General features: G+C 68.5%; 10 protein-coding genes. 7 read left to right on the top strand and 3 right to left on the bottom strand.

The window, feature by feature from the left end; all coding sequences use genetic code 11:
• Positions 1–105: 105 nt before the first annotated feature.
• The 3 genes from ACE11G_RS01070 to ACE11G_RS01060 are packed head-to-tail and all read left to right on the top strand — an operon-like array spanning position 106 to position 2,792.
• Complete coding sequence (locus tag ACE11G_RS01070) at positions 106–948, top strand: SGNH/GDSL hydrolase family protein (RefSeq protein WP_222110831.1); 843 nt, start codon at positions 106–108, stop codon at positions 946–948.
• A gap of 24 nt (positions 949–972) precedes the next feature.
• Positions 973–1,962, top strand: a complete 990-nt coding sequence (locus ACE11G_RS01065) for a daunorubicin resistance protein DrrA family ABC transporter ATP-binding protein (RefSeq protein ID WP_045538072.1) — start codon at positions 973–975, stop codon at positions 1,960–1,962.
• Positions 1,959–2,792, top strand: coding sequence for an ABC transporter permease (locus tag ACE11G_RS01060; RefSeq protein WP_062367266.1), 834 nt, complete (start codon positions 1,959–1,961; stop codon positions 2,790–2,792). Before ACE11G_RS01065 ends, ACE11G_RS01060 begins: the two co-directional genes overlap by 4 nt.
• A 79-nt stretch (positions 2,793–2,871) precedes the next feature.
• Here the strand turns inward: ACE11G_RS01060 and ACE11G_RS01055 are convergent, their stop codons facing one another.
• On the bottom strand, positions 2,872–5,070 hold the full coding sequence (locus tag ACE11G_RS01055; RefSeq protein WP_006896836.1) for a 3-hydroxyacyl-CoA dehydrogenase NAD-binding domain-containing protein: 2,199 nt from the start codon (positions 5,068–5,070) through the stop codon (positions 2,872–2,874).
• A 34-nt stretch (positions 5,071–5,104) separates the two neighbouring features.
• On the bottom strand, positions 5,105–6,316 hold the full coding sequence (locus tag ACE11G_RS01050) for an acetyl-CoA C-acetyltransferase (RefSeq protein WP_006896837.1): 1,212 nt from the start codon (positions 6,314–6,316) through the stop codon (positions 5,105–5,107).
• Between the two features lie 125 nt (positions 6,317–6,441).
• Here ACE11G_RS01050 and ACE11G_RS01045 point away from each other — a divergent pair, with 125 nt between their 5' ends.
• The 3 genes from ACE11G_RS01045 (at position 6,442) to ACE11G_RS01035 (ending at position 9,317) form a co-directional block, all read left to right on the top strand.
• On the top strand, positions 6,442–7,620 hold the full coding sequence (locus tag ACE11G_RS01045) for a TetR/AcrR family transcriptional regulator (RefSeq protein ID WP_375003371.1): 1,179 nt from the start codon (positions 6,442–6,444) through the stop codon (positions 7,618–7,620).
• Positions 7,613–8,512 carry an adenylate/guanylate cyclase domain-containing protein gene (locus ACE11G_RS01040; protein WP_375003369.1) on the top strand — a complete coding sequence of 300 codons (900 nt, stop codon included), beginning with the start codon at positions 7,613–7,615 and terminating at the stop codon, positions 8,510–8,512. The genes ACE11G_RS01045 and ACE11G_RS01040 overlap by 8 nt, the downstream gene beginning before the upstream one ends.
• A 61-nt stretch (positions 8,513–8,573) precedes the next feature.
• Complete coding sequence (locus ACE11G_RS01035; protein WP_006896840.1) at positions 8,574–9,317, top strand: substrate-binding domain-containing protein; 744 nt, start codon at positions 8,574–8,576, stop codon at positions 9,315–9,317.
• Between the two features lie 24 nt (positions 9,318–9,341).
• Here the strand turns inward: ACE11G_RS01035 and ACE11G_RS01030 are convergent, their stop codons facing one another.
• The gene (locus tag ACE11G_RS01030) at positions 9,342–10,613 is read right to left on the bottom strand and encodes an ROK family protein (protein ID WP_375003367.1); all 1,272 of its coding nucleotides are present in this window, start codon (positions 10,611–10,613) and stop codon (positions 9,342–9,344) included.
• A 350-nt stretch (positions 10,614–10,963) separates the two neighbouring features.
• Here ACE11G_RS01030 and ACE11G_RS01025 point away from each other — a divergent pair, with 350 nt between their 5' ends.
• Positions 10,964–11,629, top strand: coding sequence for a histidine phosphatase family protein (locus ACE11G_RS01025; protein WP_006896842.1), 666 nt, complete (start codon positions 10,964–10,966; stop codon positions 11,627–11,629).
• Positions 11,630–12,010 lie beyond the last annotated feature (381 nt).

Genomic DNA, 12,010 nt, shown 5'->3' with positions numbered 1-12,010 from the left:
GACGTTGACATTAGATGTTGTTACGTACGATGTCTAGACATTCACAATAATTTTGTAAAGTCGCCCAGGGCACCCGACCTCCGTCGCCGGAATAAGATCGTCCGCATGCACTACTCACGGTTCGTCGCGATCGGCGACTCCCAGACCGAAGGAATGTGCGACGGCGACCCCGCGAGCGGCTACCGAGGCTGGGCCGACCGTCTGGCGGAGCACCTCGCCCGGCACAACCCCGACCTGCGGTACGCCAACCTCGCGGTCCGCGGCAAGAACACCCGGAACACCCGCGACGAGCAGCTGGAACCGGCCCTCGCGCTGGAGCCCGACCTGATCGCCGCACCGCTCGGCATGAACGACGTGATCGGCCGGATCGATCTCGGCGAGGTGCACACCGACCTCGACTACATCTACCGGCGGCTGGCCGGTACCGGAGCCGACGTGGTGGTCTCGACCTTTCCCAACATCGCGGAGACCATCCCGTTCTCCGGCCGCATCGAAACGCGGCTCGCAGCGATCAACCAGATGATGCGCGACTTCGCCGACGCCTACGGCTTCGTCCTGGTGGACCTGCATGCGGCGCCGGTCCTCTCCGACCTCCGGTCGTGGTCGCCCGACCGCCTGCACGCCTCGCCCCTCGGCCACGACCGCTTCGCCGCCGGAGCCGCGCACGCGCTCGGTCTGCCCGACAGCTCACCCGATTGGGGACGGCCGCTGCCTCCGGCCGGCGATCCGAACCGGGTGCTGCGCACCCTCGGCGACGCGCGCTGGTTCGTCGAGTTCTTCACGCCGTGGTTCATCCGCAAGGTGCGCGGACGCTCCCTCGGCGACGGCCGACTGCCGAAGCGGCCGGAACTGACGCCGGTGGCGCCTCCGGCCGCCGCGGCGGACGCACTCAGCATCCGCGTGGTCCCGAACGCGGACGTCGCCGCGGAAAACCCGATGGAGGCGTGAGGCATCTCGTCGTACGGTGATCGAGTGAGCAGACGACTGACCGACTCGATCGCCGTCGAAGCCGTGGACCTGGTGAAGAAGTTCGGTGACTTCACCGCGGTCGACGGGATCAGCTTCGCCGTTCCCACCGGAACCGTTCTCGGCATGCTCGGGCCCAACGGCGCGGGCAAGACCACCACCGTCCGCATGATGACCACCTTGAGTGCACCCACCTCGGGCACCGCGCGCATCAACGGCTTCGACGTCCTCGACGAGCCGGACGGCGTCCGCCGCAGCATGGGCCTCACCGGCCAGGCCGCCACCGTCGACGAACTGCTCACCGGCCGGGAGAACATGCGCATGATCGGCGGGCTGTACGGTATCGGCCGCCGCGTGCTCAAGGAACGGACCGAGCAGCTCCTCGCACAGTTCTCGCTCACCGACGCGGGCGACAAGACCGTCCGCGAATACTCCGGCGGCATGCGCCGGCGCATCGACCTCGCGGTGAGCCTCCTGGCGTCACCGCCCGTGCTCTTCCTGGACGAACCGACCACCGGCCTCGACCCGCACAGCCGCAACGAGTTGTGGGAGGTGCTGCGCGGTCTCGTGGACGACGGAACCACCCTGGTGCTGACCACGCAGTATCTGGAAGAGGCCGATCAGCTCGCCGATCGGATCGTCGTGATCGACGCGGGCAAGATCATCGCCGAGGGCACCCCGCTCGAGCTCAAGCAGCAGGCCGGAGCGGCGAGTCTGGTGGCCACCGTCACCCATTCCGCCGACCTCGCGGCCGCGCAGGCACTGCTCGCGCCGATCTCCGACGACCTGTTCGTCGACCGGCACGCGCGCACCCTCACCCTGCCCGCGGGCGGCCTCGCGGACCTGACGCATGTCGCGCGGGTTCTCGACGACTCCGGCATCGCCATCGACGATCTCGGCCTGTCTCGGCCCAGCCTCGACGACGTATTCCTCAGCCTCACCGGACACCGCGCGGAGTCCGTTCCGGAGGCCGACTCCGAAGGAGCCGACGCATGAGCGCCCCCGCCCTCGACCGAACCATCGCGGCCCGGCCGCCGTCTCTCTGGCGTCAGACGTCGATCATGGTGCAGCGCAGCTTGATCCACACCAAGCGCATGCCGGAGATGCTGTCGGACGTCACCGTCCAGCCGATCATGTTCGTGGTGCTGTTCGCGTTCGTCTTCGGTCCCGCCATGCCGGTGCCGGGCGGCGGAAGCTATCGCGAGTACCTGCTGCCCGGCATCATGGGCCAGACCATCGTCTTCACCGCCTTCATCGTCTCCAACGGCATCACCGCGGACGTCGACAAGGGGATCGTCGACCGCTTCAGGTCTCTCCCCATCAACCGGACGTCGTATCTGCTCGGCCGGGCGATCGCGTCGCTGATGCACTCGTCGATCGGGATCGTGGTGATGGCGCTGACCGGCCTGGCGATCGGCTGGCGCATTCACACCTCGCTGCTCGAGGGGGTGCTGGGATTCGTCCTCGTCCTGGTGTTCGGTTTCGGGATGATCTGGTTCGGCATCCTCGTCGGGTCGTGGCTCAAGTCCGTCGAAGCCGTCAACGGGTTCATGTTCACCGTGCTGTTCCCGCTGACCTTCCTGTCGAACGCCTTCGTCCCGACCGCTCCCATGGCCACCTGGCTCCGCACCATCGCCGAATGGAACCCGGTGTCCTCGCTGGTCCAGGCGATGCGGCAGCTGTGGGGCAACGGACCGCACGCCACCGACGCCTCCGCGCTGCCGCTTCAGCACCCGATTCTGGCGACCATTCTGTGGTCGGTCGCGCTGACCGCCGTCTTCGCCCCCTTCGCACTGCGCGCCTTCCGGCGCCGCACGGCGGACTGAACGCATCTGCCGATCCACGCCGAAAGCCCCGGTGAACGCCAGTTCACCGGGGCTTCTCGCGTCGTGTGCCGCTAGCGCGTCACTTCTTGACGAGGTTCTCGTTCGTCAGCTTCTCGACGCCGGCGTCCGCCTTCTCGACGAGCGAGGCCGGCGGCTCGAAGTGGCTGCCGTACTTCGACGCCAGGTCGCGAGCGCGGTCGACGAAGCCCTTGAGGCCGCCCTCGTACTGGTTGATGTACTGCACCACGCCACCGGTCCACGCCGGGAAGCCGATGCCGAAGATCGAGCCGATGTTCGCGTCCTCGACGGAGGTGAGCACACCCTCGTCGAAGCACTTCACGGTCTCGAGGGCCTCGGCGAAGAGCATGCGCTCCTTCATGTCCTCGAGCGGGATCTCGTTGGTGCCCGAGGCGAAGTTCTCGCGCACGCCCGGCCAGATGAGGCCGCGCTTGCCGTCGGCGTAGTCGTAGAAGCCCGCGCCGTCCTTCTTGGAGGTGCGGCCCAGGTCGACCATCTTGTCGATGACGGCGTACGAGCCGTGCGACGGGAACTCCTGACCCGCGGCCTTGGCTCCGGCCTCGGTCTCCTTGCGGATCTTCTGCATCAGGGTGAGCGTCAGCTCGTCCGACAGCTGCAGCGGCGGAGCCGGGTAGCCCGCCTGGCTGCCGGCCTGCTCGATGAACGCGGGCTCGATGCCCTCACCGACGGCCGCGATGGCCTCGTTGATGAAGGTACCGATGACGCGCGAGGTGAAGAAGCCGCGGCTGTCGTTGACGACGATCGGCGTCTTGCGGATCTGCAGGGTGTAGTCGATGACCTTGGCGAGGACCTCGTCCTTGGTCTTCTCACCGCAGATGATCTCCACCAGCGGCATCTTGTCGACGGGCGAGAAGAAGTGGATGCCGATGAAGTCCTCGGGACGGTTGACGCCCTCGGCCAGGATGGTGATCGGCAGGGTCGAGGTGTTGGAGCCGAGGACGGCGTCCGGCTCGACGATGTCCTGGATCTCCTGGAACACCTTGTTCTTGACCTCGACCGACTCGAACGCGGCCTCGATCACCAGGTCGACGCCCTTGAAGTCGGCGGCGTCCACGGTCGGGGTGATGCGGTCGAGCAGAGCCTTGCTCTTCTCCTCGGTGGTCTTGCCGCGCGAGAGAGCCTTCTCCTCGAGCTTCTCCGAGTAGCCCTTGCCGCGCTTGGCCGCCTCGATGTCGATGTCCTTGAGGACCACCTCGATGCCGGCCTTGGCCGAGACGTAGGCGATCGCCGCGCCCATCATGCCCGCACCGATGACGCCGACCTTCTTGGCCTGGTACTTGTCGAAGCCCTTCGGCCGCGAACCGCCGCCGTTGATGTGCTGGAGGTCGAAGAAGAACGCCTTGATCATGTTCTGCGCCACCTGGCCGGTGACCAGCGACACGAAGTAGCGGGTCTCGACCAGATCGGCGGTGTCGACGTCGACGTACGCGCCCTCGATGGCAGCGGCCAGGATGGCGCGCGGAGCCGGCATGTTGGCGCCCTTGATCTGCTTGCGCAGGAGAGCCGGGAACGCCGGCAGGTTGGCGGCCACCGACGGGTTCGTCGGAGCGCCACCGGGCATCTTGTAGCCCTTGACGTCGAACGGCTGCTGGGCCTCCGGGTTGGCGGCGATCCAGGCCTTGGCGGCGGGGATCAGTTCCTCGACCGAGCCGACGACCTCGTTGACCAGGCCGATCTCCTTGGCCTTGGCCGGCTTCAGACGCGGGCCCTGGAGCAGAACGCCCATGAGCGCCTGCTGGAAGCCGAGCAGGCGTACGGTGCGGACCACGCCGCCGCCGCCCGGGAGCAGACCGAGGGTCACCTCGGGCAGGCCGAGCTGGTTGCCCTTCACATCCGCGGCGACGCGGTAGTGGCAGTGCAGCGCGATCTCCAGGCCACCGCCGAGTGCGGCGCCGTTGATAGCGGCGACGACCGGCTTGCCGAGGGTCTCCAGGCGACGCAGCACGGCCTTCATGGCGTTGGTGCGCTCGGTGATCTCGGTGGCGATCTCCTCCTTGGACTTGTCGCCGCGTCCCGCGGTCATGTCCTTGAGGTCGCCGCCGGCGAAGAAGGTCTTCTTCGCCGAGGTCAGGACGACACCGGTGATGTCGTCCTTCTCCGCCTCCAGGCGATCGACGGTCGCCGCCATCGACTCCATGTAGAGGTCGTTCATGGTGTTGGCGCCCTGGTTCGGGTCGTCCATGGTGAGGATGACGACGCCGTCGGCGTCCTTCTCCCACGTGATCATGTTCGCAGTCATGAGATGAGTCTTTTTCCTTCTAGTTCCGGGGCGATCAGAGACGCTCGATGACGGTCGCGACGCCCATGCCGCCGCCGATGCAGAGGGTGACCAGGCCGTAGCGGCCGCCGACGCGCTCGAGCTCGTCGAGGGTGCTGCCCATGATCATCGCGCCGGTGGCGCCGAGCGGGTGACCGAGCGCGATGGCGCCGCCGTTGATGTTGACCTTCTCGTGCGGAACCTTGAGGTCCTTCATCCACTTCATGACGACCGACGCGAACGCCTCGTTGAGCTCGAAGACGTCGATGTCGTCGACGGTCAGGCCGGCGCGCTTGAGCGCGAGCTCGGTGGCCGGGGTGGGACCGGTGAGCATGATCGACGGCTCACTGCCGACCTCGCCGTACGACACGATGCGGGCGCGCGGGGTGAGGCCGTTGCGCTTGCCCGCCTCCTCCGAACCGACCAGGACCAGACCCGAGCCGTCGACGATGCCGGAGCTGTTGCCGCCGGTGTGGACGTGGTTGACCTGCTCGACGTTCGGGTACTTCTGCATCACGACGTCGTCGAATCCGGCCATGGCCGCCAAGCCCGCGAACGCCGGCTTCAGCTTGCCGAGGCTCTCGACGGTGGTGCCGGGACGGCGGTGCTCGTCGTTGTCGAGCAGAGTGACGCCGTTGATGTCCTTGACGGGGATGATCGACTTCGCGAAGCGGCCCTCGTCCCATGCCTGGGCGGCGCGACGCTGCGACTCGGCGGCGTAGGCGTCGACGTCCTCACGCGAGAAGCCCTCGATGGTGGCGATCAGGTCGGCGCCGATGCCCTGCGGAGCGATGTAGTTGTCGTACGCGGTGGCGGGGTCCATGAAGAGCGCACCGCCGTCGCTGCCCATCGGCACACGCGACATCGACTCCACGCCGCCGGCCAGGACCAGATCGTCGAAGCCCGAGCGGACCTTGGCCGCGGCCAGGTTCACGGCCTCCAGGCCCGAGGCGCAGAAGCGGTTGATCTGGGTGCCCGGAACGCTCTCGCCGAGACCCGAGGTGAGGGCGGCGGTACGCGCGATGACCGCACCCTGCTCCCCGACCGGCGACACGACGCCGAGGACCACGTCGTTGATGTCCTTCGGATCGAGATCGCTGTGGCGGGTCAGCAGTCCGTCGATCAGACCCGAGACCAGGTCGATCGGCTTGACGCTGTGCAGCGAGCCTCCGCGCTGCTTGCCACGGGGCGTACGGACCGCCTCGTAGATGAATGCTTCGTCGGACACAGGTGTTCCTTTCACACGAACCGAGAATGGTTTCCCTCGTAGGCTAACCCGCAATAACGTATTTGGCTATACCCAGTGGTCAAGTGGTTCATATACAGCCATCCATCGGCTATGGTCGGTTCATCATGACAACCACCAAGGCGACCCGGCGCACGCGGTCGACGGATCGGCGCCGCCAGCTCATCGATGCAGCGACAGTGCTGTTCGCCGAGCGCGGCTACCCGCATGTGTCGGTCACCGACATCGCCCGCCGGGCGGGCGTGAGCGCGCCGACGGTGTACCGGCACTTCGCCGACAAGCAGGCGCTGCTGCTGGCGGCGGTCCAGACCCGCGTCGACGAGCTCGAGGAGAGCACCGCGGGCGCCGACCTCGCGAGCAGCGACCATCCGGCCGACGCCCTCGCCGCCAGCGTCACCGAGCTGAGCATCTCCAACCCGCATGCCACATCGCTGTGGCGCTGGTCGGGACAGCACCTGTCGGCCGACGAGAACGCCGATGTGGTCCGCCGCACCCGCGCCGTGCTCCGACAGTGGGCCTCGGCCATCCGCGCCGACCGACCCGAGCTCACCGAACGCGAGTCGATGTATCTGGCCGGCGCCGTGCTCAGCGTGGTCGGCAGCGGCGCCGGGCGTGCCGTTCGCAGCGGTGCGCACGAGATGGAGGAGATGGTCCTCGCACTGGTCCGCCAGACCATCCGGCTCACGCCGAGCCACGCCGTCCCCCTGCGCCAGACCGCCGGGCCGGGCGACGACGCCCCCACCCGCCGCGACGAGATCCTCGACGCCGCCGCCCGCCTGTTCGCCGAGCACGGCTTCGCCGGAACGGGAATGGACGAGATCGGCGCGGCGGTCGGAATCACCGGTCCGAGCGTCTACAAGCACTTCCCGTCGAAGCTGGCGATCCTCGTCGGGATCAGCCAGCGCAGCGCCATGCGACTGGAGGCCGGCGTGATGGCCGCGTACGCGATCACACCCGATCCGGCGGGGCGGCTGAACGCACTGGTCGACCACTACGTCGACGCAGTCACCTCCTCTCCCGACCTGCTCGTCGGCTTCGTCAGTTCCTATGTCCTCGCGGGCGAACCGCAGGCCGCCGAACTGCTGGCGGTGCAGCGCCGCTACGTGGCACGCTGGGTGCAGCTGCTCACCGACATCGACGCCGACCGGCCGCCAGGATCGGCGGTCCTGGCGGTGCATGCAGCGCTGGCGATCGTCAACGATGCGGTCCGGCTGCCGCGCAGCACACCGCGCCCCGAGTTCGCCGCCCGCATGGCCTACCTCATGAAAGGTGTGATGGGTGTCTGACCCTCCGCTCGAGTACTCGCGGGACGAACTGATCACCGCCCTGCGGCTCGATCCGGAGTACGCGCAGCGGTTCTGGAACGCCTTCGGTTTCGCCCGCGGCGAGGGCGGCTCGGGTCAGCGCTTCTCCGAGGAGGACCTGGCCGCGCTCGGCGTCTTCGCCGGCAACGATCAGGCCATGGACTCCACCGCCCAACTCGCCGCGGCGCGGGCGATCGGACAGGCCACCGCGCGACTGGCGCAGTGGCAGGCCGAGGAGATCACTCGGTTGGCGGCCGACCCCACCGTCGACGCCACGGCCGAGGAGATGGTCGAGGCGCTCGCACGAGTGCAGGATCTCGTCTGGCGGCGGCATCTGGCGGTGGGGCTCACCGACGCCGGCCGGGCAGCCGAGCACACCGAGGTGGTCGTCGGATTCGCCGACATCGTCGGCTACACCTCACTGTCCCGGCGTCTCGGGATGGCCGAACTCGAGACGCTGCTGGAGACCTTCGAGTCCGCGGCGCACACGATCATCACCGACCACGGTGGTCAGATCGTGAAGACGATCGGCGACGCGGTGCTGTTCACCGTCATCGACGCCGGCGCGGCCGCGGAGATCGCCGTCGGACTGCACCGTCTCAGCACCGACGGCGAGTTGCCGAGCCTGCGCATCGGCATGGCCCGCGGCGACGTGCTGATGCGGATGGGCGATGTCTTCGGCGAGCCCGTGAACATCGCCTCCCGGCTGGCGAGCGCGGCGCGGTCGGGCACCACATTGATCGACGGGGCCCTCGCCACCGCACTCCGCGACAACGCCGCGACACACGTCGGGCCGATCCCGTCGCTCTCGGTACGCGGCTACCGCAAGCTGCGCGCGTACAAGCTCGTGCGCGACCGCAACTGGACGGCGTGAGGCGGCCGGATGGGCCGGGTGCGCCGGACCGCCGGCGCCGCACCTTCTAAGGTCTGAAGGCATGAGGACCCGGAGTTCCACCCCGCGCCGCAGCGCACTGGCGGGGGCCGCCGCGCTCCTGCTCACGGGCGTGACGACCGCATGCTCGCCAGGCACGGAGGACTCCTCCATCACGGTGTCGGCTCCGTCGTCGCTGCAGGCCGTGATGGCGGCGATCGCGACCGAGTTCGAGGAACAGCACCCCGGCGCCCGGGTCACCGTCGCCGGCCCCTCGGCTGCGTCGGCCGATGTCATCGCGACCGACGACGAGGCGTCGATGGACAGGCTCGGCCGGCGGGTGATCGGCCCCCGGCGCTTCGCCTCCAACTCGCTGGTCATCGTGGTTCCGCCGGGAAACCCCGGCCATGTCACGGGGTTCGCCGACCTCGCGCGCTCCGGTCTCCGGGTGGCGGTGTGCTCCGACCGGTTGCCGTGCGGTGCGGCCGTGGTGGACGTCGAACGGATCGAGTCGGCCGCGCTCACCGATCCGATCCACGTCGACTCCGGCGAGGCCGCGGTCGCGTACGTGGCGTCCGGGCGCGCCGACGCCGCTCTCGCCTACCAGACGCAGGCTCGCCCCGGCCTCGGCGTGAGCGTCTCCACGGTGGACGATCCGGTGTTCGCCAAGGCGATCAACAGATATCCGATCGCCGTCGTCCGGTCCAGTGACGACAAGTCGCTGGCCGAAGACTTCGTGAAGACGGTCATCGGTCCCACCGGCGGCGAAGTCCTCTCCCGTGAGGGCTTCGGTCCGCCGTCCGGGTAGGCCGCGCGCCGCGGCGTCGGGTGGCTACGCGGTGTACGACAGCGCGTCGAGCGGGTCGGCGTAGATCGCGTCGAGCGCGACCGCACCCGCCGCCTTCTGCTGCACCGTGATGGCCGAACGTGCCACGCGGACGTCGCGCTGGGTGATGACCGTGGTGGCGCGCAGCGCCTTGCTCACGGCCGGCAGCGCCTCCGGGTAGTCGGTGAAGGCCTGTCCGCCGAGGATGACGTGGTCGGGATTGAAGATGTCCGAGATCAGCGCCACCGTGCGGCCGAGCACCTCGCCGCGTTCGGTCAGGATGTCGTTGGCGACCGTGTTCCCGGTCCGTGCCAGCGTCCGCAGCTCGTCGAGGGAATCGACCTCGAGTCCGGCTCGCTGGGCCGCGTAGAGGATGCCCGAATCGCTGACCGTCGGCTCGAGGCGTCCGGTGCGGTCGGGATCGAGCAGGGTGGTCGGACCGGTCGGGAAGTGCCCGATGGTGGGCGGGCCTGCGGCCGGCGTGTGCACGGCACCGTCGACGCTGAACGCGATGCCCACCATTTCGCGAGCGTAGAAGTAGAGGAAGTTCTGGCTCTGGTCGGCGGGATTGACGACCTGTTCGGCTGCGGCCATGGCCTCGACGTGCGATGCGACCGATACCGGCAGTCCGAGCGACTCGGCGATCAGCCTGCCGACCGGGACGCCCTCCCAGCCCAGACGGGGATGGTCGACGAAGCCGCCGTCGGCCACGCGACCACCGATGGCCACGCCGGCCCACAACAGGCGCTTGCCCACCCAGCGGTCGGCGAACCGGCGGGCGCTGGCACCGATCTGAGCTACGACCGCCTCGGGGTCGTCGGCCTGGGGAGTGGGAATCGCGATCGCACCGGCCACCCGATGCTGGAGATCGTGGGTCGTGATCGAGGTGACCTTGTAGCCGATGTGGATGCCGACCGTGAGGTATCCGTCTGTGTTGATCTCGAACGGAACTCGCGGACGCCCGACCGCACCGGGCGGGGTCAGATCGGCGCGCTCACGGATGAGGCCGGCCTTGAGCAGTGCGCTCACCTGACGGTTGACGGTGGAGATGGACAACCCCGTCAGGGCGGCGGCGTCGTCGCGGAACACCGGTCCGGACACCCGCGCCGTGCGCAGCACCAGCGCGGCGGCCTTGGTGGAGAGTTGCAGCTTCGCCGTGGTGACGTGCGGGACAGACGGTTTCGCAACGGGTCGGGAGGCGGCGCCCGCGACGGGGCGAACCACGACGCCGACGGGAGCGGATTTCGACAGGATCGGACGGTCGAGAGCAGAAGTCATGTTTCTTTGGAGTCCTGTTGCCTGGGCGGACCGGCAGAGGCGGTCACGCCGCGAGTGGTCTCGCGCAGATCAGCGCGAGGCGGAGCTGGGTCAGCGCATTCGGCAACAACAAAGGACCCGGGCCAGCGGCAGGCGGCATCCGAGAGCGGTGGTCACATACGTGACCTCCCCGATGGCGGCGAGCTGACTGGTCATGATCGCCAAAAGTAGCAAGCACCCTGTCCGCGTGCAAGTGAGGAGCACCCGATAGATTGAGAATGTGGCAGCCGCCTCAGTCGCCCCGGGCGCGAGACGGTGTGATCGGTTCCGGCTCGCGGTTCGCGGGCCACGGCTCGGCAGCGAGGAATGACGTGGGAGTTCTGTACATCGTCCGGCACGGTCAGGCTCCGGCGCACGCCTACGGACCCGACGCCGACGCCGTGAGCGGCCCCGGCCTCACGGAGCTCGGCTTCGCTCAGGCTCGCGCCGCCGGCCGAGCGCTCGCCCGACAGGTGACCGGGTTCGATGCCATGTTCTGCGGCGATCTCCCCCGACAGCGCGCGACGATGGCCGGCGTCCTCGAAGCCTTTCCCGACGCCGCAGCGCCGACGATCGATCCCGACTGGAACGAGTACGTCACGCCGCCCCTCCCGGAGGGAGACGACATCTACCGTGACGGCGGCAGACCCTTCCAGGACGCCATCACCAGCGCCCTGCACGAATGGGTCGACGGCGCCGACATCGGCCCCGAGACGTACGCGATGTACGCCAAGCGGACCCGCGCCGCAGCCGACCGTGCCGCTGATGCGGCCGGGTCGGGAAAGAACGTGCTCGTGGTGTCGTCGGCCGGTTCCATCACCCAGTTGGTGGCACAGTTGTGGGACATCCCGCCGCAGTCGTGGCCGCAGATGTCGCGCACCTTCGTCAACACCTCGATCACCAAGATCCTCGCCGGCCGCAGCGGATTGACCCTGGTCTCCTTCAACGCCCACGAACACCTCGCCGCCCTCGACTCCGGCCTCCTGACCTACCGCTAGCGCCGCCCGATGCTCGTCCCCTGGCTCGTTGAGCGGCCCCCACAAGGCTGGTTGAGCGAGCGCCCTCCCCAGGCTCGTTGAGAGGCCCCCCAAAGGCTGGTTGAGCAGCCCCCTCACAAGGCTCGTTGAGCGAGCGCAGCGAGTCGAAACCAAACCCCACCAAGTTTCGACACGCCCTCCACTACGTTCCGGACGGCTCAACCAGCCGACAAGAACCGACCCAGCGACAAAGCCCACCGAGCGAGACCACCCCAGGCTCGTCGAGCGAGGCCCCACCGCAGGCTCGTCGAGCAGCCCCCAAAGGCTGGTTGAGCAGCCCCCTCACAAGGCTCGTTGAGCGAGCGCAGCGAGTCGAAACCAAACCCCACCAAGTTTCGACAC

It is taken from the genome of Gordonia sp. PS3, from assembly GCF_041950545.1.
In the GTDB taxonomy this organism is placed as follows: Bacteria; Actinomycetota; Actinomycetes; order Mycobacteriales; family Mycobacteriaceae; genus Gordonia; species Gordonia sihwensis.
This window is presented reverse-complemented; position numbering and strand designations above follow the sequence as displayed.

Excerpts from the sequence above, each read along its gene's own strand:
- ACE11G_RS01070 (WP_222110831.1), top strand. The coding sequence starts at position 106 with ATGCACTACTCACGGTTCGTCGCGATCGGCGACTCCCAGACCGAAGGA.
- ACE11G_RS01060 (WP_062367266.1), top strand. The coding sequence starts at position 1,959 with ATGAGCGCCCCCGCCCTCGACCGAACCATCGCGGCCCGGCCGCCGTCT.
- ACE11G_RS01055 (WP_006896836.1), bottom strand. The coding sequence starts at position 5,070 with ATGACTGCGAACATGATCACGTGGGAGAAGGACGCCGACGGCGTCGTC.
- ACE11G_RS01045 (WP_375003371.1), top strand. The coding sequence starts at position 6,442 with ATGACAACCACCAAGGCGACCCGGCGCACGCGGTCGACGGATCGGCGC.
- ACE11G_RS01035 (WP_006896840.1), top strand. The coding sequence starts at position 8,574 with ATGAGGACCCGGAGTTCCACCCCGCGCCGCAGCGCACTGGCGGGGGCC.
- ACE11G_RS01030 (WP_375003367.1), bottom strand. The coding sequence starts at position 10,613 with ATGACTTCTGCTCTCGACCGTCCGATCCTGTCGAAATCCGCTCCCGTC.